The sequence below is a fragment of the Bhargavaea sp. CC-171006 genome (assembly GCF_009761675.1).
Taxonomy (GTDB): Bacteria; Bacillota; Bacilli; order Bacillales_A; family Planococcaceae; genus Bhargavaea; species Bhargavaea changchunensis.
The window spans coordinates 148,405-171,027 of the sequence record NZ_QUZH01000023.1; the positions used below are offsets into that span (position 1 = coordinate 148,405).

Genomic DNA, 22,623 nt, shown 5'->3' on the forward strand with positions numbered 1-22,623 from the left:
ACAGAGACCGCCCCCGTTTTTCCGACAATCCGATGAACTAACCCGCTTTGAGTGACACAAGTGCTTCGTGAATGGCGGTCAGTTTTGTCTCCACCCTGTGCATCAGGTAAAACGATACAAAAATCGGGAATCCGAGATCCTGGATGAACGTCATCCATTCCTGCATGATGGTGTCCTCCTTCCCATGTTGTTTCTTCCTGCATATCGGTTCAAAAAGAAGCCCCCCGGCATTGCCGGGAGGCCATGGTCAGGCTGTAATGATGTCAGTCACGCCGCGGGATACGATGCGGGCGGCCTCGGCAGATTCAAGCGGGTGTCCGTCCGTGCCGAAGACGCCGCTGTCGATCACTTCCTGCATCGCCTGGCGCACCTCCGGTTCCGTGAGCCCTTCCTTCGGCTCATCGACTGAGAAAGTCATCCGCTTGCCTCCGGCTGTCCTGAAAATGAGTTCCAGAGTCTGATCCATTTCCTACCCCTCCTTTTATGATCTTCCGGCCAAGGAAGATCAGTATTCTGTGATTTCCGCCGTTTCGATCTTCTCGGCTGCGATGTACGGGTAGCCCGATAGGCTTCCGAGTGCGCCGACAGCAGCTGCCAGAGATTCCGCATCCGCCGAACCGGACACATTCCGGTAGGTCTTCAGCTTGACGACCGGCTTGCCCTCCCCGTCCAGGCCCGCGTCAAAGTGAAGCCGGATGGATGCGTTCTTGAAGATGATGTTTGCCATGTTTTCTCCCCCCTTTCACCCGTTACATAGGGCGATTTGGTGAAAAGAATACAACGGAGGTGAAAAAAGTCGGCGCCCCCCTTATAATTGTTGGAGAATGCAAAAGAGGTGAGAGTGTTGCTGGAAGGCTGGTTTCTCTGGTTTATCCTGTTCTGGGCGGCTGTCCTGATCGGCCTGTTCGCAATCGGCGGGTATTTCATGTTCCGCAAGTTTTTGAAGGCCCTGCCGAAGGAAGATGGACGGTCAACGCTCGACTGGGAAGAATACTATGTCAATAAATCGCTTCATCTGTGGACGCCTGAGTCCAAAGAAATGCTGAATGAGCTCGTCTCGCCCGTACCGGAACTGTTCCGCCCGGTCGCCAAGCAGAAGATTGCAGGCAGGATCGGGCAACTGGCCCTGCGTGAAAAAGCGAAACGGATTGAGCTTGACCATATCATCCGCGGCTATATCCTTGCGACGCCGAAGCGTGACCATAAATTTCTCAAGAAAAAGCTGGAAGAGATGCAGATCGACGATACACCATACAAAAATCTGTATCAGTTCAGCAGGGATTGAACACAAAAGCGCAAGCGCCCGTTCTGCAACGTACAAACGGGAGTACTTCGGAACAAGATAAAGGAAACACGGTGAGGAACGGGCCGATGTTGACTTATCGCAATGAAGAGGGTGAAGTTTGCTGGTTGCTGGGCGCTGGAGCCGGACGGAGCTTGTGAGGAAATCATCATTCATCTACAGACTAAATTTAAAACCGCCATTCCAAATTGACCGGAATGGCGGTTTTTCATGCTGCTGCCCCGATGCGGGACTGCAGTTTTTTGTATTGCAGATACATGGCGATGCGCCATGGGACGATCATGCCGAATGCGAGGAGGAAGAACATCCCGGCAAGTTCCCCGACATCGATCGTGCTGCTGAGAATCAGTTTTCCTGCCACCCGCAGGATGAGCAGGCCGGCCAGGATAAAGATGAATGCCTTTGACGGCTTCAGGTAAATCTCTCCCCCGCTCTCCTCGAACCTGGATGTCCGGATAAGAAGGAATGAAAACAGGATGCCGATGGCCAGTGCCTCGAACACATGTGGCCAGGCGACGCGGAATGGTTCGAAAAGGAACATCAGTGCGCCCGTCGACATCATGATCGGCGGCAGGATGATCTTTTTGGCGCTCGCAGGCTGTTTGCTTGCCCTGGAGCGCATGATCACCGCGCCGAGTCCCGCCATGGCGAAAATCACGGTCGAAGCAATAATCAGGACCGGCGCGGGAATCTCGGTGAAAATCCGGTTGATGAATTCATTCATATTGTCCACCCGCCAGCTCGAGTTCGTCCATCCGGTGTTTCAGATCTGCCATCGGGACGAAACGGGCAAAGCGGGCGAACTCCCGGCCTTCCTTGAACAGCAGAACGACAGGTGCGGTGAAAAGTGACAATTGTCCGGCCAGCTCCGGAACCTGTGCAGCGTTGGCCAAATAAAAAGGAAATGCATAATCTTCTTCAAGGGCTGCTACCTGCGGAAGCAGGCCTTCGCAGACCGAGCAGTTGTCGGTCTTGACGAAGAGGAGCAATGTGCCTTCCTCTTCCAGCGTGCCGATCCACTCCTCAAATGAATTGATTTGCTCCATTGCCGGATCCCTCCTTTCCCGCGGCAGTGTTGATGTCTTCATGATATCAGAATCCCTGGAAATCTCCGAAGATCGGACTCAGCCAGCCGATGATCATCGTCATGCCGTCGAAGAACAAGAGGATCCCGACGAGAATCATGACCCAGCCGCCGACTTTCATGATGATGTTGCTGTATTTCCGGATGATCGAGAGCTTCGTGATAAAGAAAGACAAAACGAAGAATGGAATGGCAAAGCCCAGCACATAGGCCAGCATGTACCACATACCCGATCCCGGATTCTGCCCGGCAAGCGCGATGATGGCACCGATGATCGGGCCGCTGCACGGCGTCCATCCGGCGGCAAAAGCAAGGCCGATCACCGCGGAGCCGAAATAGCCGGCCGGCCGGTTCTTGAACTGGATCCTCCGCTCCTTCATAAGAAACTCGGGATTCAGGAGCCCGACGATCATCAGGCCGAATGCGACGATGAAGATGGCGCCGATCTGTCTGAGAAGGTCATCGTACCTGACGAAGAACGAACCGATAAATGACGTGCCGAACCCGAGGGCGATGAAGATGGCCGAGAAGCCAAGCAGGAAAAACACCGTATGCAGGATTCCGCTTTTTGACATCTTTCCCCGGTCCGACTTCAGATCATCCAGCGACATGCCGGTGATGTAGGAGATGAATGCAGGATATAGCGGCAGCGTACACGGGGAGATGAAACTGAGGAACCCCGCTCCGAATGCCAATAGGATGTTGAGGTCTGTCGACACCACAATCCCCCTTTCTCTTGCTGTCCTTATACTATCAGAATCCGATTGCGTTTTCGCCATTCCTGTCTGTGACAGTTTGTTGTCTTTACGGTATATTCCCGCAAGCTGGAAACGTGTCGGCCAGAAACATGAAGAGGCAGAAGAAATAAGCTGATGGCAGGCGAAAGGCGCTTGCCATCTGCTTATTCGTATTCTTCACGATTTCGTCAAATGCCGATCATCGGGCCTCGTTTTCTTCCAGTATGCCGTTCTGGAGACGGTACATCTTGTGGTAGAGGCCGCCTTTGGAAAGCAGCTCCCTATGGGTGCCCCGCTCCACGATCTCGCCCTGATGGAGAACGAGGATCAGGTCCGCGTCCTGGATCGTGCTGAGACGGTGCGCGATGGCGATCGTTGTCCGGCCTTTCCGCATCCTCTCCAGACCTTTCTGAATCGCCACCTCGGTCTCAGTGTCGATATTGGCCGTCGCCTCGTCAAGGATGAGGATTTTCGGTTCCTTGACCATCGTCCGGGCGAATGCAATCAGCTGGCGCTGTCCGCCCGAGAACGTGGAGCCCCGCTCCGTCACTTTCTGGCCGTAACCGTCCGGCAGGCTCCGGACAAACGGATCAGCCTGGACGAATTCGGCGGCTGCCTGTACCTCGCCGGAACCGATCGACCCGTCAAATAGCCGGATATTGCTTTCGATATCCCCGTAAAACAGGAACGGATCCTGCAGGACAAGCCCGGTCTTCTCCCGGAGCTCATCTTTAGGATAGGACCTGATCGGCTGTCCGTCGATCAGGATCTCCCCCCGCTCAAACTCATAGAATCGCATGAGCAGGTTGATGATGGAGCTTTTTCCTGAACCGGTATGGCCGACCAGTGCTACCGTCTCCCCCGGGTTGGCGGTGAAACTGATCTGTTTCAGGACATCTGTCTTTCCGTCATAGGAGAAGGAAACGTCCCTGAATTCAATTTTGCCTTCGGCGATGCGTGCGTCGCCTTGCTCAGGCTGTGCCGGTTCCATTTCCGGGTCGTCCATGAGCCGGAACACCCGGTCGGCCGCGACGATGGCCTGCTGGAAAATCGACAGGCGCTGCATCACCTGGTTGATCGGCTCGAAGAACCGGTCGATGTAGGTCACGAACGCATAGATGACCCCGATCTCCACCGGTTCGCTGAACGACGTGATTCCGAAATAGGACAGGAGCAGGATCAGCCCGAGCGCATAGACAATATCGACTGCCGGGCGCAGCAGCAGGCCATCCAGCTTGATGTTTCGCATGCCGGCCTCATAATGCTTGTCGTTGATCTCCCCGAACTCCTCCCGGAACCGCTTTTCCTGCCTGAACACCTGGATCATGCCCATGCCGTTCAGAGATTCCGCGATTTTGCCATTTAGCTGGCTGAGCCGTTCACGGAGATCCTGATAAAATTCGGAGCTGTACTTCCGGTAGATCCACATGATAAGGAAGATGAGCGGCAACAGAAGAAGCGACAGGAGGGCAAGCTGCACATCGAGCGCGAACATCGCGATGTACACGCCGATGATGAGGAACCCGCTCTGCAGGAATCCGACGAGTACGTCCACGAACATCTCGAGGATAGCTTCGGTGTCATTCGTCACCCTGGAGACGGTGCCCCCCGCCGGAGTTTTGTCAAAGTACCGCATCCCGAGTCGATGCACTTTCGTGAAGGCGTCGATCCGGATCTGGCGGACGATGCGAAGGGCGATCTCCTGGAATTTCAGGAGCTGGACATAGCCGAACACCGCATTCAGCACGAGAATCGACAGATAAGCGCCGGCAAGGAGCATGAGCGGTTGTGCCGGAAATTCCCGCGGCGTCAGATAGTCATCGATGAATGTCTTGATCAGGTACGGGCCGAGGACACTTCCGAGCACGGTAAGCCCGAGCAGAATGAGCGCAACGGTCGCCGCTCCCTTATGCGGGCGGAGATATCGGAGCAGCCGCTTGAGGACGCGCCACTGGTCGCGCCCGGTCAGTTTCTGCTGTTCAGGTGCATCCATTATGCATCCCCTCCCTGTTCGACCAGTGCTTCAAGCTGCTGCAGCCGGTACATTTCATGATAGATTCCGCCGAGTGCCATCAGTTCCTCATGCGTACCCTTCTCGGCGATCGTGCCGTCTTCCATGACGATGATCTGATGGGCGTGCTGGATGGCGCTCATCCGGTGGGAAGTGATAATCGTCGTTTCCTCCGTGCGCGTTTCCTTCAGTGCGGCAAGGATCGCCTCCTCCGTGCGGGCATCGACCGCGGACAGCGAGTCGTCCAGGATGAGGAGTTCCGGCTCCATGAGCAGGGCCCGCGCAATGGAGATGCGCTGCTTCTGGCCGCCCGACAGCGAAACGCCCCGCTCGCCGACAACGGTGTCATAGCCGTCCGCAAAGCCGAGAATATCCTCATCGATATGCGCCAGGCGCGCAGCTTCCCTCACCTTGGCGAATGGGGCATCCACATCGGTGAATGCGATGTTTTCCCGGACAGTTGCCGAGAACAGGAAATGATCCTGCGGCACGTAGCCGAACGCTTCCAAGAGCCGCTCTTTGCGGTAGCCGGTGATCGGGATCCCCCCATATGTAATCGCACCGTCATACCCCTCGAACTCGCGCAGAAGCAGCTTCAGGATGGCCGTCTTGCCGGATCCGGTTCTGCCGACGATTCCGAGTGTCTCGCCTTTTTTCAGTGTGAACCGGACATTGCGGAGTGCCGGATGTTCCGCTTCGGGGAACCGGAATTCCAGGATGTCGAAGGCGAGGTCCCCTCGGGGTGACGCATCCGCCGCTCCGTCCGCATCACCGATGTCGGGCGGGACCGCAAGAAGTTCACGGATCCTGCCGTAGGACGCCCTGCCCCGCTCGACGATATTGAAGAGGAAGCCGAACGCGAGCATCGGCCATACAAGAAGGCCGAGATAGGCGTTGAAAGCGACCAGATCCCCGAGCGTCATATCGCCGTTCAGGATAAATCGTGCCCCGAAGATGATCGAGAGGAAAAAGGACAGGCCGACGATCAGGGAGATGGTCGGGTCGAACAGGGCGTCCACCCTGGCGACGCGGACGTTCTTCCCGACGACATCCGCGGACAGCTTCCTGAAGTCATCGATGTCCTCCTCTTCCTGCCCGAACGTCTTGATGACTTTGATGCCGGCGATGCTTTCCTGGGTTTTGTCGTTCAGGTCGGAGAAAGCTTCCTGCGCCGTTCGGAAGCGCTCGTGCAGCATTTTGCCGTACCAGCTGGTCAGCACCGCCATCAATGGCATCGGGAGAAGCGCGATGAGCGTCAGCTTCCAGTCGATCGTCACGGCCATCGCGATGATGACCGCCCCGCCCGTCGTGACCGAATCGACAAGTGTCAGCACGCCATGCCCGGCCGTCTGCTGGACGGCGCGGATATCATTGGTCGCGTGCGCCATCAGGTCGCCGACCCGGCGCTGCTGGTAAAAAGAGGACGACATCTTCGTGAAATGGGCGAACAGCTCGCTGCGGAGCCTTCGCCCGAGAAGCACCGACGAACCGAAGATCATGATCCGCCAGTAGTAGCGGAGCACGTACATCGCGAGCGCCGCTCCGGCAAGGATGAGCAGCCACCTGCCGAGCCCTGCCCCCGTCAGCGTGCCGAGCCGGATCTCATCGACGACATAGCCGATGACCCTCGGCGGCAGCAGTTGGAGCCCCGCTACGACAAGCAGCATCAGGATGCCGATGAGGTACTGCTTTTTCCGCTCTTTGAAAAACCACCCCAATTGCATGAACACATTCACGGATCCTGTTCTCCCTTCTATGTTTGGCCGATATCCAGTGTAGCAAATGTTCAGAAATCCGAGAAGTGCCGGAATGCAAATTATCCGGTTGTTGAAATATCGAGGATGTCCGAAGTCCGGATGACTGCCGGCTCCCCGTCCGAACCGACCATCCGGATCGTTCCCGAAGCCGGATCGAAGTGATGGACCGCCCCCGTGCAGCACGACTCCCCGCCCGGCGTCCGGCTGGAGACGGACAGCAGGCTTCCATACTCGAGTGCCTCATGCAGCATCCGGTCCCATTCCTCCATCTGCTGGGGATCCGGCTCGAGCGGCTCCCGTCTTCCCTCCTCTTCCTGCCACTCCCTCAAAAGTTTCAGATGCTCCGGCAGCATCATCGCCGTCCATTTGATATTCCCTCTGTCGCGGATCATCCGCATCACTCTCCTTAATAAAGATGTGCTCTTTCCCTGCCTGTACGCCGGATGAAACCTTTTGCGCGCCGCTCCGTAGATAAACCCGAAGATCAGAATAGGAGGAGCAACTGTGAAACCATTGTTAATCACTTTGTTGGCCGCCGCCCTGTTGGCAGGATGCTCAGGCGGAACCGCGGATTCGCCCGAGCAGGTGCCGGATGAAGCGGCCGGGTCCGCCCCCGCTGCGGAAAATAAGAAGGAAACGGATCAGGCGGCATTCTCCCCCGTCGTTTTGCAAGCGGAGACGGCGGACGAGCTTGCCGCTTTGCCGCCAGGCGAGCTCACGGCCGATTTCACGATTGAAGGGGAAGCCTCCACATGGAACGGCCGGGAAGTGCCGGAAACCATCCGCGATGCTTTTCTCGACAGCGTGAAGCCTGCCGCCGAAGCGGCGGGAGATGACCCCGATGCCCTGTTCGGTGCAATCGCCGGCACACTCGGCACCCCGTCCTACAGTGAACTTGTCGGATGGCTGGCAGAGTACGAGCCGGCCTTTGACGAGCCGCTCCTGCCCGAACCCCATGAAGTCGAATCAGAAACGCGGCCGGCCTTCCCAGAAAAGGCCGTCATCCTCCTCGACGCCAGCTCCAGCATGCTGCTGGAAGCCGATGGGCAGCTGAAGATGGAAACCGCCAAAAGCGCGGTGAGGAGCTTCGGCCGCACAATCGGCCAGAAAAGCGACGTGGCTCTTTATGCATACGGTCATGCCGGCACACAGAACGAAGCCGACAAGGCGCTTTCCTGCGGTACCATTGAGGACATCTACCCATCCGGGAAGTATGACGCGGAAACGTTCAACGCTGCCGTCGACGGCGTGCAGGCGGCCGGATGGACACCGCTCGCCGGCGCCATCCGCCAGGCGCGGGAAGATCTCGCGCAGCATGAAGGCGACATCACGGTCTATGTCGTAAGCGACGGGGCGGAGACGTGCGGCGGCGACCCGGTCAAGGAAGCCGCGGCTTTCGTCAAAGACCATCCCGGACGCCACGTCGACATCATCGGCTTCCAGGTCGACGCAGAGGCGGAAAGCCAGCTGAAAGCCGTAGCCGATGCCGGGAACGGCAATTACCATGGGGCCGACAGCCTGGAAGAGATGACCGGCGGCATGACGGAGTACTGGCTGCCGTCCGACCTCGACCTCTCCCTCCTCGTCTACCAGTCGCCGGACGGATGGGAAAGCTCGACGGCCCTCCACCGCATATCCGAACGGGCTACACTCGCGAAGCGCGCGGCCACGAGCGAAAAGTACAGGTTCATGGGCGCTGCCGATCTGATGCTGGAAAAAGGCCTGATCGATGAAGCCATGCGGGATGCCCTGAATGACAGGAGCATTGCACGGGAAGAAGCCCACCTCCTTATCCTGGACGGGCTCGAAGAGGAAAAGCGTAACGCGATCAACTCTGAAGTCGAGCGGATCGATGCAAAGATCGATGATTACCGCACCCGGATGGAAGCGCTGAAAAAAGAACAAGGATCCTGAACCGGAACCGGTCATGCTGCGGCATGGCCGGTTTTTGGCTTCCGGGAAAGGCCGGGCGGCTTGTATCTGCTGCCCAGTTTCGTCATTCGTCCTGTCGATCTCGTCATTGGGACCGGTAATTTCATCATTGGGCCCGCCATTTCGTCATTCACCGCATGAATGGCGAAACCGGAGGCGCGAATGACTAGACTCCATCACCGAATGATGAAATCGGTGCCCTGAATGACGAAACCGCCGTCCGTGCTGCCGGCGGTGGAGTTACATCTTGTGGCCGCCGATCAGCTTCGCCCGCCCGACGGCGGTTCCGGCATCCGTATAGGAGACGGCGCGCAAAATGGCGGCCGGGCCGTACTTCGACCGGATTGCATCCATGGCGGCGCCGAGCTTGCGCTCCTCCCACTTGCGCGTCTCGAACAAGCTGAGCTGCATGGAGTGCTCCTCCTCCAGATTGGAAAGCGAAAGGGCGAGCCGACGGACCGGGCGGCCGTCGTGGAACTCATCAAGAAGCGTGGTGCATACCTGGTAGATGGCCATTGTCGAGTTGGTGGCCGTCTCAAGCGACCGGGAGCGGGAAAACCCTCCCCCGTACGCGTTCTCGCTGTAGCCGGCGGACAGGTGGATGGTGCGACCGGCGCGGCCTGCTTCCCGCGCGCGCCGTGCCACGTCTTCGCACATCTCCAGGATGACGGCGAGGATATCCTCCCGCTTCACGTAATCGCGGTAAAGCACCTGGCCCTTCCCATAGCTGACCTGCCCCGCGATAAGCGGTGCACCGAGCTCCGACAGGTCGATGCCCCATGCATGGTGGTACAGCTGGTTGCCCATGACGCCGAACTCCTTCTCCAACAGCTTGAGATCGGCATGGGCAAGGTCGCCGACGGAAAAGATGCCAAGGCTGTTCAGCCGGCGCTCCATCCGGCGGCCGTTTCCCCACATTCCCGACAGCGGGGCGACCGGCCACAGTTTTTCCGGGACATCCCCGTACGTCCATCTGGCGAATCCGGTCTTTTTTGCGTCCAGGTCGAGGGCGATCTTCGCCAATAGCATGTTCGGCCCCATACCGATGGCGGCCGGCATCTGGAACTGGGCAAGCAGCTGGTCCTGGATCCGCTTTACGGTCTCTTCCGGAGGCCCCCACAGCCGCTCCGTCCCGCCGAGATCGACAAACGCCTCGTCGATGCTGTACACGTGGATGGCTTCCTTCGGCACGTATTCGCCAAGGAGCCGGGTGATCTCCATCGACACCCGGACGTAGAAGCCCATCTTCGGTTCGATGAGCCGGATCGACGGATCGTCCGGGATCTCATACAGCCGGTGACCCGTCCGCACACCGAACTCCCGCTTGAGCCGGGGCGAGGCCGCGAGGACGACACTCCCCTTGCGGTCGCGGTCCCCGATGATGGCGATCGGCTCCTTTAAAACGTCCAGTCCCTCGTCTGCGGCCGCGCAGCTTGCATAAAAGCTCCGCATATCCAGGCAGATGATTTTCCGGTCCGGCAGTCCCTCATACATGGCGCGCATCCTCCTTTTTGATCAATATATTCGTTATAGAACAAATGTTCCCCTCCCTCAGTATAGCCAAACCGCGGGGAATCATTCAACGGCAATTTTGGGAAATGGAGGGGATGAGATGAAAGAAAGAAGGGCATGAGTATTCATCGAACCGGGGCGATTGCGCTACGGAGAGCTCCGCCCCTTGAATCAAGGGAAACAAAAAACCGGAACGCGCGATGGCGTTCCGGTCCGAATCTGAATTTTTATTTTGTTGCCACGCCGATGAGCTCTTTCGCCTTCCCGATCTGCACGCACACCTGGTCAAATCCGGTGCCGCCGTAGGAATTTCTCCTGCGGACGGCCGCAACGGGCGCAAGGACATCGTAGATATCCTCTTCAATCAGCGTGCTCTCCTCCTGCATGTCGGAAAGTGGCAGATCTTTCAGGACGCACCCTTTTTGAATGCAGGTGAAGACCAGCTTGCCGGTCACTTCATGCGCTTCGCGGAACGGCATGCCCTTGGCTGCCAGATAGTCCGCGAGTTCGGTCGCGTTGGAGAAGTCTTTGCTGACCTCCTCTTCCATGACGTCCGTGTTCACGGTCATCGTGCGGATCATGCCCGCGAAGATGCGGAGCGAGCCGGTGACGGTCTTGACCGTGTCGAACATGCCTTCCTTGTCTTCCTGCATGTCCTTGTTGTAGGCGAGCGGCAGACCTTTCAGCGTCGTGAGGAGGCCGATCAGGTTACCGTACACACGCCCGGTCTTGCCGCGGATCAGTTCCGCCATGTCGGGGTTCTTTTTCTGCGGCATGATGCTGGAGCCGGTCGAGAACGCATCATCCAGTTCGATGAAGCCGAACTCCTGGCTGGACCAGAGGATGATCTCCTCGGCAAGACGCGACAGATGGGCCATGAGAAGCGACGAGGCGGACAGGAATTCCACGATAAAGTCCCGGTCGCTCACCGCGTCCATGCTGTTTTCATACACGCCGGCAAAACCGAGCAGCTCCGCGGAGTAATGGCGGTCGATCGGGAACGTCGTCCCGGCAAGCGCGCCTGCTCCGAGCGGCGACAGGTCGATGCGCTTCAGGGAGTCCGTAAAGCGGCCCTTGTCGCGCTCAAGCATCCAGAAGTACGCCATCAGATGATGGGCGAACGATACCGGCTGCGCGCGCTGAAGATGCGTGTAGCCCGGAGCGAGCGTCTCGACATGGGCTTCCGCCTGCTCGAGGATCGCCTGTTGGAAATCTTCGGTAAGGGCGATGATCTCCTTCGTGCGCTCCTTCAGGTAAAGGTGCATATCGGTCGCGACCTGGTCGTTCCGGCTGCGTCCGGTGTGCAGCTTGCCGCCGACCGGGCCGATGTCGTCCGTCAGTTTTTTCTCCAGGTTCAGGTGGATGTCCTCGAGCTCGACTGAATATTCCAGCTCATCCGCCTTCGCCTGTTCCTTCAGCTTTTCCAGGCCGCCGAGGATCGCTTCCGTCTCTTCCTGTGTCAGGATGCCGCATTTGCCGAGCATCTTCACATGCGCGGTGCTGCCTTCAAGGTCCTCCAAGACAAGCTCCCGGTCAAAGCCGATGGATGCGCCGAACTCGTCGACCCACTCCTCGGCGGTCTTCTGGAAACGGCCGCCCCAGAGCTTTTCGGTCATGACTGCACCTTCTCCGGCTGCTTCGCAGATTCGGCAGCTTTGTTGACGGATGCGTGGACTTTTGTCGGAAGGCCCCACAGCTCGATAAATCCGACGGCGGATGCGTGGTTGAACTCGTCTTCCTTCGTGTAGGTTGCGAGCTTCTCGTCATAGAGCGAGTTGTCCGACTTGCGGCCTTCGACGATTGCATGGCCTTTGAAGAGCTTCACGCGGACAGTACCGTTGACGAACTGCTGGGTCTCTTTCAGGAATGCCTGGAGCGCCTTGGTGAGCGGCGAGAACCAGAGGCCTTCATAGATGAGTTCCGTCAGCTTCTTGCTGATGACCGGCTTGAAGTGCGCGAGTTCCTTCACGAGCGTGATGTCTTCCAGCTCTTTGTGCGCAGTCAGCAGCGTCATCGCCGCCGGGCACTCGTATACTTCGCGGGACTTGATGCCGACGAGGCGGTTCTCGACGTGGTCGATGCGGCCGACGCCGTGCTTGCCCGCCAGTTCGTTCAGCTCGAGGATCAGTTCATGCAGTTCTTTCTTCTCGCCGTTCAGCGAAACCGGAACCCCTTTGACAAACTCCAGCTCGATGACGTCCGGTGTATCCGGTGCATCTTCGATGGAAGCAGTCAGGTCGTATGCATCTTCCGGAGGCGCGATCCACGGGTTCTCGAGGATGCCGCATTCGTTCGCACGGCCCCACAGATTCTGGTCGATCGAGTATGGGCTGTCGAGGTTGATCGGAATCGGGATATTGCGCTCTTTCGCATATTCAATCTCTTCCTCACGTGACCAGCTCCATTCGCGGACCGGTGCAACCACTTCCAGGGACGGATCAAGCGCGTTGATCGATACTTCGAAGCGGACCTGATCGTTCCCTTTGCCGGTGCAGCCGTGTGCCACCGCAGTCGCGCCGGTTTCATGCGCGATTTCGACGAGCTTCTTCGAAATGAGCGGGCGCGACAGCGCGGAGACGAGCGGGTATTTGTTTTCGTACATCGTGTGACCCTGGAGCGAAGTGAGGACGAACTCCTCGGCGAACTCTTTTTTCGCGTCGATCATGTAGCTTTCGGAAGCGCCGACTTCAAGCGCCTTATTTTTGACGAAATCCAGGTCTTTCCCTTCACCGACATCGAGGCAGACCGCGACAACGTCATATCCTTTTTCCTTGAGCCACGCAATTGCAACCGATGTATCCAGACCGCCAGAGTAGGCGAGAACGACTTTCTTAGCCATAGTGAATCCCTCCGTGTATGTTTATTCATAATATACATGTTTTATTCATGAGAGAATCATAACATGGAATAAACATCGACGCAAGGAAATGTTTATGCAATTTCAAAGAAAACAAAAAGAGCTGCCCTAAGGCCGCTCCCCACAATGTTTCTCCGGTGTGCAAGGCAATGATTTGGGCGCTTAATAAAAGCCGTATCCATACGGATGGCTGTCATAAGCGGAATGCAAAGGCTGCTGATATGGATACGGTTGAGAAAATGGATATGAATAATAATCGCCGTATGGATATTGCGGATACAACGCGCTTCCGATCAGGCTGCCCGCAAACCCGAATAAAGATTCTTCGTATCCGCTCCAACGGCCCCGATTCCTCCGCCGGTTCCAATCATGATCGTCATGGTGGCGCCGGTTCCAATCCCGATGCCTATCCCTGCCGTGGTCATGGCGCCGCCATCGGTCATGATCCCAGTACCAGTCATGGTCATGGTGCCGGTGTCTGTCCTGCCAGAAATCCCTGTGATCCCAATCCCGGTCATGGTGCCGTTCATAATTTCTGGTCATCTGTCATACCCCCTATCCCGCATATCCTATTCACAAAGGGGTTCGGGTCAAAGGGCGATTGCCTACGAAGCGTTGTCTGCCGGTATGAGGAAGACAAAATCAAAGGCTTATTTTTTTTCGAAAAAATTCCGCCCGATCTTTTCGGTTAGATTGGGGGCGATCGAATGGATCCGGGTGACGGCGGCCATATACCAGGGTAGGTCCACCTCACGGATCGGCCGGCCCATCACGGTGATGATCGCTTTTGAGACTTGCTCGGGCGAGATCATATAGCCCTTCATGGATTCCCGGTACCGGGATCCCGGGGTGACGTGGTCGAGGAATGGCGTATCGACCGGGCCGGGATTGACCGTCGTCACCTCGAGTCCATGAGCGGCCATCTCAAGCCGGAGCGCGTCCGCATATCCGAGGATGGCGCCTTTGGATGCCGAATAGACGGCAGTTTTCTTTGTCGACACCTTTCCCGCCGCGGAGGCGATGAAAATGATATGGCCGCTTCCCCGCTCGATCATGCCGGGGAGAATCCGGCTGAGAAGCTTCATCGGAGAGACAGAATTAACCTCCATCGTCTGTGAGATATCTGTATCGGTAAGTTCATGTGCATGAAGGAATGTGCCGACCCCCGCGCCGAAAATGACCACGTCGGGTGCCCCTGCCGCAGCCGTGACCCGGTCCAGCCCTTCCTTCGTGGTCAGGTCCGATTCGATGACACCCGCCCCCATCTTGTACAGATGGGAAAGGATATCGGGGTTCCGGCCTGTCGCGAGTACGAGATGGCCTTCGCGTAGAAGGTCCTTTACAACAGCCCGGCCGATGCCGCCCGTCGCCCCGGTGACCAGCACCCGCTTATGCTTTTTCATAATAAAGTACACCATCCTCTTTTCTTGTTTCCGTTACCAGCCCTTCTGCGGCCAGCCAGTCGGTCTGTCCGATTGTTTCAGAAAGCGTGAGGCCGAGTTCCCGCTCATAGGCATGAGGAAACAGCCGCTTCGTCAGTTCATAGATCGTCTTCGGCCCGTCCGAGAGCATGTCCAGCACGGCGTGGGCCCGTTCCTTCTGCTGGCCGAGCCGGCTTGAGACAAGTTCCGTGATTCCCCGGACCCCTTCCCCGTGCCCCGGATGGATGAGGGTGACGGGGAGCTCCGCTACACGGCGCATTGAATCATTGTAGAGAAGAAGCGACCGCGGGCGGTCTTCTTCCGGATCGAGCGGGGGCTCGATCAGCGGATTGGAAGAAATCTTCCCGAGTATGAGATCGCCGCCGATCATCTCCCCGTCCCGTTCATTAAAGAAGACAAGGTGGCTTTGGGCATGTCCGAGTGTTTCCATCACCGTCCACCCCGGATGTCCCGGGACATCTTCCCCGTCTTCCAGCACGCCGTCAAGCGGACGTTTCCCGATGTATTCCACAGGGCGCTTCATCTTCTTCACCCAGTGATGATCAGAGTCCGGCACGCCCTCTTCCTTGAGACATTCCAGATAAAACCGGTCATGCCACCGGAAAAATGCCTCGTCACGGACCAGCCAAGGTTCGTTGTACCTGTGACCGAGCAGGCGGGCGCGTTCAAACCGTTCGACGAGCCCGCTGTGGTCGGGGTGATGATGCGTAAGGATGACTTGCTCGATATCACGGGGTGCGTAGCCTGCCGCCTTCAGTCCGTATAACAGCGCTTCAGCAGCCTCCGGGGTATTGGTCCCTGCATCAAATAGCGTGAGCGCATCCCCCTTCATCAAGTATGCATTTACATCACCGACGGCAAACGGCGTCGGCATCGTAATTTTATGGATAGTCATCGGATCCCCTCCGGAAAATGAATGGTCGTTCATCCATTTTACACAAGCGACTTCTTTACGTCACCTGTTGACTTTGCCGGTCAGGCATGCCTATAATCGCACTAATCAAATGAACGGACGCTCCGACGAAGACCAGTACGGGCGGTGATGGCGCACAGAAAATGCGGTCACCGGATGAGAGCCGCATCCCCTCTCCCGCCCCGAACCTGCTTCCGAGCCGCCATGGAAACATGGCCGTATCCCGCTGCGTTAAAGGGGAGAAGAGTTGCGCCGGCCAGTCCGGCGAACAAAGGTGGTACCGCGGAAACCGATGCGTTTTCGTCCTTTTCATGATGAACATCATGAGGGACGGAAGCGCATTTTTTATTTTACCGGAGGAGATGATCAGAAGTGAAAAACGTACTATTTATCGGCGCCGGTTCAATGGCGGAGGCGATCATCGCCGGCATCACATCAAACGGAGCTGTGGAACCGGCTTCCGTATTCGTCATGAATAAGTCGGACCAGGCCCGCCTGGAGGAACTCAGGGACAAATACGGCATCACTCCTGTCAGGACCGGCGACCCGGAAATCAAACAGGCGGAACTGGCCGTCTTCGCGACCAAGCCGAAGGATGCCCGTCAGGCGATGGATGATGTGGCGGAGCAGCTGAATCCGTCTGCGGCTGTCCTTTCCGTCATGGCCGGTATTCCGATCAGCCTGTTTGAAGAAAAACTCGGAAACCGTCCGGTCGCCCGTTCCATGCCGAACACATCGGCCACAATCGGCCTTGCCGCAACCGGGGTCGCGATGAACGAGGATGTCGGCGACATAGTACGGCGCAACATCCTCTCGCTGCTCGGCTCGATCGGTCTCGTGAAAGAAGTCGAGGAGGATGAGCTCCATCTGATTACCGCATTGGCGGGAAGCGGCCCGGCCTACGTTTATTATTTCGCCGAAGCACTTGAGGAAGCGGCCACCACGTCCGGTCTTTGCGGGACCGACGCCCGAGAGCTGATCGTACAGGTGCTCGAGGGGGCAGCCGCGATGCTGAAGAGGAAAACGGGCGAGCCTGCGGAACTCAGGGAGCATGTGACAAGCCCGGGCGGAACGACGGCAGCGGGCATCCGTGCACTCGACGATGCAGGATTCAGAGAGGCGGTCGCATCCTGCATCCAGGCAGCGGAAAATCGCTCCCGCGAGCTTGCGAACGGACAGTGAACGGCCCGGTTGATAGAATAGATAGGTATTCTATCGGAAAAGGGTGATTGTTTTGGCAAAGCTGTTTGAACCGATTGAAATCAGAGGCGTGACTCTCCGCAACCGGATCGTCATGTCGCCGATGTGCATGTATTCCTGTCCTGAACAGGACGGAAAGGTCCAGGACTGGCACCTCGTCCACTACCCGTCGCGCGCCGTCGGAGGAGCGGGGCTCCTCATCGTCGAAGCGACAGCGGTACAGCCTGAAGGACGGATTTCGAATGAAGACCTCGGCATCTGGGAGGATGGACATACCGAAGGGCTGAAGCACCTTACCCGACTCATCAGGCAGCACGGATCCGCGGCGGGCATCCAGCTTGCTCATGCGGGACGGAAATCAGAGACGGACGGGGACATTTTCGCCCCTTCCGCGATCGCCTTCAGCGACCGCTACAAGACGCCGAAGGAAATGTCGGAAGACGATATCCGGAAAACCGTCTCGGCATTCCGCGATGCGGCCGTCCGGGCCAAGGAAGCGGGCTTTGATGTGATCGAACTGCACGGTGCACACGGCTACCTGCTGAACGAATTTCTGTCCCCGCTGTCGAACAGGCGGACGGACAGGTACGGCGGGAGCGCAGAAAACCGCTACCGCATCGTACGGGAAACAGTCGATGCGGTACGCGAAGTGTGGAGCGGTCCCCTCTTCGTCCGGATCTCCGCAAGCGACTATACCGACGGCGGCATGACGCCTGAAGATTATGTGCAGATGGCAGAATGGATGAAGGAACAGGGTGTCGACCTCATCGACGTGAGTTCGGGAGCAGTCGTACCGGCGAGGATCAGCCCATACCCCGGCTATCAGGTCCCGTTCTCCGAAACGGTACGGAACGGTGCGGGCATCCTGACCGGTGCGGTCGGACTCATCGAGGAGCCGGCGCATGCGGAAGAAATCGTGCAGAACGGGCGCGCGGACCTTGTCCTTCTCGGGCGGGAGCTGCTCCGCGATCCGTATTGGCCAAGACGCGCCGCCAAGGAACTCGGCGCGGAGATCCAGGCGCCTGTCCAGTACGAGCGCGGCTGGAACTGATAAGACCATAGTTGAATAGGAAAGACGAAAAAACGTGATCCCGCTCATTAAACGGGATCACGTTTTTGGGTTAAGAACATGTTGCAGTACTTGAAGGCTTCAAATCAGACCTGCAGGGTGCCTCCCCGGACTGCATCCTCGAGAAACGGGCTCGGCTCCCCCACACTGTACAGATGGAGTGCATGCATGGCCCGTGTACATGCGGTATAAAAAAGCCTCCGAACGCTTTCGCCGCCATAGACTTCCCGGGAAGCGTTATAGATGATGACCGCATCGAATTCAATACCTTTGGATAGGTAAGACGGAATGACGACCACTCCCTGTTCATACTCCCCTGTTCCGTTCTTGATGAGCTTAAGCCCATCGATGGCGGACAATGATCCGTAAGCGTACAGGGCCTCTTCTGCAGATTGGCAGATCACCGCGATACTCTGATGCCCCTGACGCTGCAGGTCATGGACCCTACGGCCGATGCGGCTGTGCAGCTCTTTGAAATCGGAGACCTGTTCCAGGGATGGCCGCTCGCCGTCGCGGTCAAAAGGAATGATGGTTTCCCCTTGGGGGATCAGTTTCCGTGTGAATTCAATGATCGGCCTGGTGGACCGGTAGCTCCGGGTCAGATTCACCAGCTCTGTCTGATCAGGGCCGTAAAGTCCGGCGAGCATGCTGAAGTCCGTGCGGCCGTCGGCATGGGCATAGATCGCCTGGTTAAAGTCCCCCAGCACCGTCATCTTTGCAACAGGAAACAGGTGTTTCAGAAATTCAAACTGGAAAGGTGTATAGTCCTGGGCCTCGTCGATGACGACATGCCTAATTGTATTGTTTGACTGAAAGCCCATGATCAGTTCCTTTAAAAACAGGAAAGGAGTGGCATCCTCATGGCTGAGCCGGGCGTCCTCAAGCATTGCCGCTGTCATCCGGCAGATATCCCCCCATTCCCCCGGCATCTCTCCTTGTGTCCACTGCCCAATCTTGGAAGGGTCATCAAACAACTGTCCGTACAGCGCTCCGAAATCGACGAACTGATAGGTACGGACAAGTTTGCGCAGAGGTTTGAGTTTCATGTGAACGACCAGCTTGGCCAGGGCCTGCGGCTCCATTTCATAGTCGGCAACAGCTTCTCTTGTAAATCCACGTTTCCCGGCAAGATAGCGGTGAGCCTTGAGATAGGCATCTTCACTGAGGATCTCGATTTCATCCTGGACCCATTGCTTTTTCCATTCATCCTTCTGAAGGATTTTAAATTCTCCCAGCAGCCAGTCCTTCAGCTTTTCCAGACGGCTATGCAGGCGGAGTTCAGGGTCCTGACCGTAGAACTGTTCGGCCATTTGCTCAGCCGTAACAATCGGACGTCCTCTGAACGTCAACTCCCTGAAACGCATCCCCGATGATGCAAGTGACCGGCTGTACGATTTGATCGCTTCAATAAATTGGACGGACGATTTGAAGCGGATACTTTCCACCCTCGATCTTTTGGAGGCGGTGTCCGCGTCGCTCAGGACCGTCTCCAATTGACCGTAGGAAGTTTCAACTTGGAATTCATGGCCCAGCCGGTGTTCCAGATACTCCTGGAAAGTGACCTGCTGCATATTTTCTTCGCCGAGCTCCGGCAGAACGTTGGATACATAACTGCTGAACATCGTATTGGGGGAAAACAGAATGATCTGATCTGCATTCATGTGCTCCCGGTATTTATATAGTAAATAAGCGATGCGCTGCAGGGCGGCCGACGTCTTCCCGCTGCCGGCGGCGCCATGGACGATCAGCAATCTTCCCCGATCATGGCGGATGATCCGGTTCTGGTCCTGCTGGATGGTCGCGACGATGTTATGCATCTGTTTATCGGTCCTTTTGCCGAGCACTTCCTGCAGCACTTCGTCTCCGATGGTGAGACTTGTATCAAACATGGATTCAAGGATGCCATTCCGGATGAGATACTGCCACTTGCCCTCCAGCGTGCCGCGTACGGTACCTCCCGGAGTCCCGTATTCTGCAGGTCCCGGCTGGCAGTCATAGTAGACACTGGAGACCGGAGCCCTCCAGTCGTACACCAGGAATTCCTCCCCGTCCGCATCAGTAAGAGAAGAGATTCCGATATAGAAAGGTTCCGGGATGGATTCATCGTCCTCGGCAAAGTCAATCCGGCCAAAATAAGGAGATTCTTTCATTCTCTGCAGCGTCGACAACCGCCGGGACGCATGCCGGTGGGAGCCCTCGCTGACGGACAGCGCCTGAGCTTCCTGGCGCAGGCCGATGATGGTCTCAAGGTAATCATCGAATGTGTCGGTGTTCACCTTCACTTCGTCCCAGAAATGCCTCCTGATATTGACCACTTCATCTTTGCGTCTTGCCGTCTCTGCTTTCAGCCTTGCGATTTCTTTTGCAATGACGCCCATTACAAGATCCGCCCGTTGCTGTTCGTGCCTGAATTCCGGGTTCATGGCAAACCTCCCTGAAAAAATGTTGTAAAAGGCTTGACTTATTGACTGATGTTGAATTATAGTTAAGATAGGGTAAGTGTTTCTGTTAACTGATTATAAGACGACATCCATACAACCATACCATAAAGCGCCCATTCCGTTCAATCGGATATGGGCGCTTTTTCATTTTTTATTAAATTCGGACAGAGGACTTTCCCCAACTGCCCGCATTTATTTGGATGGATAAAGCCGTCTTAACACGCCGTTTTTCCATTCATACTCCGCTAGATCTTCCGCAATCTCCACTGGTGAGAATACCTGTGCCGCTTCCGCTGCCAAGTGTTCAGCGTCTTCGGGAAGGAAGCGTGCGCTGATATGATTGGCGATCAGCGTCCCCGCCCCCGCCAGGCGCGCGGTTTTAGCGGCGTCCACAATCGTGGAATGCCCGTAGGGTCCTGCCAACTGGGCCGATTCCTGGTCAAACGTCGCTTCGTGGATGACGACGTCCGCATCCTGCGCAAGCTTGACGGCGTTGGCGGTGAATCGTGTGTCGCCCAGGATTGTGACAGTGAATCCGGGCTGCGGCGGGCCAGTGACATCCCGGCTTCTGACAACTGTCCCGTCTTCAAGAGTGATGTCCCTGCCTTCTTTCAGTTCACGCAACAGCGGTCCTTTTGGAACTCCGGATGCTTTTGCGTGGTCAATGAGCAGTTTTCCCGGCAGCGGCTTCTGCTCTATGCGGTAGCCGAAGCACGGTACCACATGATCAAGCGGAAGCGCACGGACAATGAAGGAATCATCCTCGAATATGGTTCCTTCATCCACTTCATGAATGGCCAGTTCATAGTTGAGATGAGTCCGGCTGATCCGGAGTGTCACCTCAACCCATTCCCTGAGTCCCTTGGGCCCGTAAAGGTCAAGCCGCCCGGATCCTCCGAGGAACCCTCTTGAACCGAGCATGCCCGGAAGTCCGAAAATATGGTCTCCGTGCAGATGTGTGATAAAGACTTTCTCCAGCTTCCGCGGTTTTAATGTCGTGTGAAGCATCTTATGCTGGGTGGCCTCTCCGCAGTCGAATAGCCAGAAGCTCCCCCGCTCCTCCAGAAGCTTCAGTGCAAGTGCACTCGTGTTCCGCTGTTTGGACGGCATGCCCGCGCCTGTCCCCAAAAATTGTATCTGCATGTCAACCCTGCCTTCCGCCGGTTTTCGGTCCGGATATGCCTCTCGTGACGGCACCTTTTCCGAACTTCGATTCCAGCTCGCCGATCATTTTCAGGACCGGCTCTTCTTTTGCGTGTTTTTCAAAGTTGAAAATCGACAGTTGCTCTGTCGTCTCCGAACGGTCGATGACCCGGCCGACGGTGATTCCCAGAAGGCGCACAGGCTGTCCGCCGTAGTGCCGGTCAAACAGGAGTTCCGCTTCCCTGTAGATGGCATCGGCTGTGAAAATCGCATTGGTGAGCGTCCGGCTTCTTGAATGGTTCACCCAATCCGCATCACGGATCTGGATGGTCACCAGATCGCCCGCAAGCTCTCTGCGGTCCAGCCGTCCGGCCACTTTTTCAGCCAGCTTGATCAAAGTTTTCTTGAGCTCGGACGGATCGGTCTCGTCAACGGGCAGCGTCACGGACCCGCCGACGCTTTTGCGTTCATGGACGGATTCGGGGTCGACCGGCCGTGAATCCGTGCCGTTCGCCCGCCGTTTTAGATGGACGCCCCTCTTTCCGAGATGCTCTTTCAGAAAGCCTTCTTCTGCCGCGGCAAGGTCGCCGATCGTTTCGATCTTCAGTGACCGGAGTTTTTCTTCCGTGCTTTTGCCGATGCCGTGCATCTCGATGACCGGCAGTGGCCATAGGACAGTCGGCACATCACGTTTTCTCAGAATCGTGATTCCCATTGGTTTTTTCATGTCGGATGCCGTCTTGGCCAGGAACTTATTCGGTGCGATCCCGATCGAACACGGCAGGTCCAGTTCCGTCAGGATCCTGCGCTGCATCTCCTCCGCCAGTTCGACAGCGGTCCCCGGCCATTCCACATCCGACACGTCCAGATAGCCCTCGTCGATCGAAACCGGCTCGACCAATTCGGTATAAGTGCGGAGCAGGCTGAACATTGCGTCCGAAGCGTCACGGTAACGGTTATGGTCCGGCGGGATCACGATGAGTTCCGGGCATTTCCGGCGGGCCTCCCAGACCGGCATGGTGGTGTAGACCCCGTGCGCCCTGGCTTCATATGAACAGGTGACCACGATTCCCTTGCGCTCTTTCGGATTCCCGGCGACCGCCACCGGCTTCCCCTTCAGGGAAGGGTCGTGCGCCTGCTCGACAGATGCGAAAAAGCTGTTCATATCGATATGGAATATAATCCTGCCTTTTTTCGGCTTGCTCTCAATCATGTTCATCGC

At 57.0% G+C, this 22,623-nt stretch carries 22 protein-coding genes; 4 read left to right on the forward strand and 18 right to left on the reverse strand.

Going from position 1 to position 22,623, the window contains the following annotated elements; genetic code table 11:
* Positions 1–37: 37 nt before the first annotated feature.
* The 3 genes from DZC51_RS10405 to DZC51_RS10415 all read right to left on the reverse strand — a co-directional run bounded on the left by DZC51_RS10405 (position 38) and on the right by DZC51_RS10415 (position 727).
* Positions 38–166: a YvrJ family protein gene (locus tag DZC51_RS10405; RefSeq protein WP_157295493.1), complete on the reverse strand. Its 129-nt coding sequence runs from the start codon at positions 164–166 to the stop codon at positions 38–40.
* An 81-nt stretch (positions 167–247) separates the two neighbouring features.
* Positions 248–466, reverse strand: coding sequence for a DUF2922 domain-containing protein (locus DZC51_RS10410; protein WP_157295495.1), 219 nt, complete (start codon positions 464–466; stop codon positions 248–250).
* A 39-nt stretch (positions 467–505) separates the two neighbouring features.
* A complete protein-coding gene (locus tag DZC51_RS10415; RefSeq protein WP_157295497.1) occupies positions 506–727 on the reverse strand; it encodes a DUF1659 domain-containing protein in 222 nt (73 codons plus the stop codon).
* A gap of 117 nt (positions 728–844) precedes the next feature.
* Between DZC51_RS10415 and DZC51_RS10420 the strand changes: the two genes are divergently transcribed.
* Complete coding sequence (locus tag DZC51_RS10420; protein WP_198304111.1) at positions 845–1,285, forward strand: DUF2621 domain-containing protein; 441 nt, start codon at positions 845–847, stop codon at positions 1,283–1,285.
* A gap of 226 nt (positions 1,286–1,511) precedes the next feature.
* Here DZC51_RS10420 and DZC51_RS10425 read toward each other — a convergent pair whose 3' ends face one another.
* The 6 genes from DZC51_RS10425 to DZC51_RS10450 form a co-directional block, all read right to left on the reverse strand.
* Positions 1,512–2,027, reverse strand: coding sequence for a CcdC family protein (locus DZC51_RS10425; RefSeq protein ID WP_232524121.1), 516 nt, complete (start codon positions 2,025–2,027; stop codon positions 1,512–1,514).
* The gene (locus DZC51_RS10430) at positions 2,020–2,349 is read right to left on the reverse strand and encodes a thioredoxin family protein (RefSeq protein ID WP_157295499.1); all 330 of its coding nucleotides are present in this window, start codon (positions 2,347–2,349) and stop codon (positions 2,020–2,022) included. The genes DZC51_RS10425 and DZC51_RS10430 overlap by 8 nt, the downstream gene beginning before the upstream one ends.
* 46 nt (positions 2,350–2,395) lie before the next feature.
* The gene (locus DZC51_RS10435; protein ID WP_157295501.1) at positions 2,396–3,106 is read right to left on the reverse strand and encodes a cytochrome c biogenesis CcdA family protein; all 711 of its coding nucleotides are present in this window, start codon (positions 3,104–3,106) and stop codon (positions 2,396–2,398) included.
* Between the two features lie 217 nt (positions 3,107–3,323).
* Positions 3,324–5,117 carry an ABC transporter ATP-binding protein gene (locus DZC51_RS10440; protein WP_157295503.1) on the reverse strand — a complete coding sequence of 598 codons (1,794 nt, stop codon included), beginning with the start codon at positions 5,115–5,117 and terminating at the stop codon, positions 3,324–3,326.
* Positions 5,117–6,871 (reverse strand): ABC transporter transmembrane domain-containing protein, encoded by a 1,755-nt coding sequence (locus DZC51_RS10445; protein WP_157295505.1) that lies wholly within the window; start codon positions 6,869–6,871, stop codon positions 5,117–5,119. Before DZC51_RS10445 ends, DZC51_RS10440 begins: the two co-directional genes overlap by 1 nt.
* A gap of 80 nt (positions 6,872–6,951) precedes the next feature.
* Entirely contained in the window at positions 6,952–7,284 is a 333-nt protein-coding gene (locus DZC51_RS10450) for a YolD-like family protein (protein WP_157295507.1), read from the reverse strand.
* A 112-nt stretch (positions 7,285–7,396) separates the two neighbouring features.
* Between DZC51_RS10450 and DZC51_RS10455 the strand changes: the two genes are divergently transcribed.
* Positions 7,397–8,806, forward strand: coding sequence for a vWA domain-containing protein (locus DZC51_RS10455; RefSeq protein ID WP_157295510.1), 1,410 nt, complete (start codon positions 7,397–7,399; stop codon positions 8,804–8,806).
* Positions 8,807–9,064: 258 nt separating this feature from the next.
* Here DZC51_RS10455 and DZC51_RS10460 read toward each other — a convergent pair whose 3' ends face one another.
* The 6 genes from DZC51_RS10460 to DZC51_RS10485 form a co-directional block, all read right to left on the reverse strand.
* Positions 9,065–10,318, reverse strand: a complete 1,254-nt coding sequence (locus tag DZC51_RS10460; protein WP_157295512.1) for a Y-family DNA polymerase — start codon at positions 10,316–10,318, stop codon at positions 9,065–9,067.
* Positions 10,319–10,563: 245 nt separating this feature from the next.
* Positions 10,564–11,952, reverse strand: a complete 1,389-nt coding sequence (gene argH, locus DZC51_RS10465; protein ID WP_157295515.1) for an argininosuccinate lyase — start codon at positions 11,950–11,952, stop codon at positions 10,564–10,566.
* Positions 11,949–13,175 carry an argininosuccinate synthase gene (locus DZC51_RS10470; protein ID WP_157295519.1) on the reverse strand — a complete coding sequence of 409 codons (1,227 nt, stop codon included), beginning with the start codon at positions 13,173–13,175 and terminating at the stop codon, positions 11,949–11,951. The genes argH and DZC51_RS10470 overlap by 4 nt, the downstream gene beginning before the upstream one ends.
* 180 nt (positions 13,176–13,355) lie before the next feature.
* A complete protein-coding gene (locus DZC51_RS10475) occupies positions 13,356–13,736 on the reverse strand; it encodes a hypothetical protein (RefSeq protein ID WP_157295521.1) in 381 nt (126 codons plus the stop codon).
* 107 nt (positions 13,737–13,843) lie between these two features.
* Entirely contained in the window at positions 13,844–14,596 is a 753-nt protein-coding gene (locus tag DZC51_RS10480) for an SDR family NAD(P)-dependent oxidoreductase (RefSeq protein ID WP_157295524.1), read from the reverse strand.
* Positions 14,583–15,530, reverse strand: coding sequence for an MBL fold metallo-hydrolase (locus DZC51_RS10485; protein WP_157295527.1), 948 nt, complete (start codon positions 15,528–15,530; stop codon positions 14,583–14,585). The genes DZC51_RS10480 and DZC51_RS10485 overlap by 14 nt, the downstream gene beginning before the upstream one ends.
* Before the next feature lie 390 nt (positions 15,531–15,920).
* Between DZC51_RS10485 and proC the strand changes: the two genes are divergently transcribed.
* Entirely contained in the window at positions 15,921–16,730 is an 810-nt protein-coding gene (proC, locus tag DZC51_RS10490) for a pyrroline-5-carboxylate reductase (RefSeq protein WP_157295530.1), read from the forward strand.
* Positions 16,731–16,782: 52 nt separating this feature from the next.
* Complete coding sequence (namA, locus tag DZC51_RS10495; protein ID WP_157295533.1) at positions 16,783–17,799, forward strand: NADPH dehydrogenase NamA; 1,017 nt, start codon at positions 16,783–16,785, stop codon at positions 17,797–17,799.
* 104 nt (positions 17,800–17,903) lie between these two features.
* Here the strand turns inward: namA and helD are convergent, their stop codons facing one another.
* The 3 genes from helD to DZC51_RS10510 all read right to left on the reverse strand — a co-directional run bounded on the left by helD (position 17,904) and on the right by DZC51_RS10510 (position 22,614).
* Entirely contained in the window at positions 17,904–20,240 is a 2,337-nt protein-coding gene (gene helD / locus DZC51_RS10500; RefSeq protein ID WP_157295536.1) for an RNA polymerase recycling motor HelD, read from the reverse strand.
* Between the two features lie 210 nt (positions 20,241–20,450).
* Positions 20,451–21,401, reverse strand: a complete 951-nt coding sequence (gene rnz, locus DZC51_RS10505; protein ID WP_157295539.1) for a ribonuclease Z — start codon at positions 21,399–21,401, stop codon at positions 20,451–20,453.
* A gap of 1 nt (position 21,402) precedes the next feature.
* Positions 21,403–22,614 (reverse strand): DNA polymerase IV, encoded by a 1,212-nt coding sequence (locus DZC51_RS10510; protein ID WP_157295541.1) that lies wholly within the window; start codon positions 22,612–22,614, stop codon positions 21,403–21,405.
* Between the last annotated feature and the right edge of the window lie 9 nt (positions 22,615–22,623).

What these genes read in the sequence shown, in the direction of transcription:
- DZC51_RS10415 (WP_157295497.1), bottom strand. Translation starts at nt 727, where the DNA reads ATGGCAAACATCATCTTCAAGAACGCATCCATCCGGCTTCACTTTGAC.
- DZC51_RS10410 (WP_157295495.1), bottom strand. Translation starts at nt 466, where the DNA reads ATGGATCAGACTCTGGAACTCATTTTCAGGACAGCCGGAGGCAAGCGG.
- DZC51_RS10460 (WP_157295512.1), bottom strand. Translation starts at nt 10,318, where the DNA reads ATGTATGAGGGACTGCCGGACCGGAAAATCATCTGCCTGGATATGCGG.
- DZC51_RS10425 (WP_232524121.1), bottom strand. Translation starts at nt 2,027, where the DNA reads ATGAATGAATTCATCAACCGGATTTTCACCGAGATTCCCGCGCCGGTC.
- helD (WP_157295536.1), bottom strand. Translation starts at nt 20,240, where the DNA reads ATGAACCCGGAATTCAGGCACGAACAGCAACGGGCGGATCTTGTAATG.
- DZC51_RS10440 (WP_157295503.1), bottom strand. Translation starts at nt 5,117, where the DNA reads ATGGATGCACCTGAACAGCAGAAACTGACCGGGCGCGACCAGTGGCGC.
- DZC51_RS10480 (WP_157295524.1), bottom strand. Translation starts at nt 14,596, where the DNA reads ATGAAAAAGCATAAGCGGGTGCTGGTCACCGGGGCGACGGGCGGCATC.
- DZC51_RS10475 (WP_157295521.1), bottom strand. Translation starts at nt 13,736, where the DNA reads ATGACCAGAAATTATGAACGGCACCATGACCGGGATTGGGATCACAGG.
- rnz (WP_157295539.1), bottom strand. Translation starts at nt 21,401, where the DNA reads ATGCAGATACAATTTTTGGGGACAGGCGCGGGCATGCCGTCCAAACAG.
- DZC51_RS10470 (WP_157295519.1), bottom strand. Translation starts at nt 13,175, where the DNA reads ATGGCTAAGAAAGTCGTTCTCGCCTACTCTGGCGGTCTGGATACATCG.
- DZC51_RS10485 (WP_157295527.1), bottom strand. Translation starts at nt 15,530, where the DNA reads ATGACTATCCATAAAATTACGATGCCGACGCCGTTTGCCGTCGGTGAT.
- DZC51_RS10430 (WP_157295499.1), bottom strand. Translation starts at nt 2,349, where the DNA reads ATGGAGCAAATCAATTCATTTGAGGAGTGGATCGGCACGCTGGAAGAG.
- DZC51_RS10450 (WP_157295507.1), bottom strand. Translation starts at nt 7,284, where the DNA reads ATGATCCGCGACAGAGGGAATATCAAATGGACGGCGATGATGCTGCCG.
- argH (WP_157295515.1), bottom strand. Translation starts at nt 11,952, where the DNA reads ATGACCGAAAAGCTCTGGGGCGGCCGTTTCCAGAAGACCGCCGAGGAG.
- DZC51_RS10405 (WP_157295493.1), bottom strand. Translation starts at nt 166, where the DNA reads ATGCAGGAATGGATGACGTTCATCCAGGATCTCGGATTCCCGATTTTT.
- DZC51_RS10510 (WP_157295541.1), bottom strand. Translation starts at nt 22,614, where the DNA reads ATGATTGAGAGCAAGCCGAAAAAAGGCAGGATTATATTCCATATCGAT.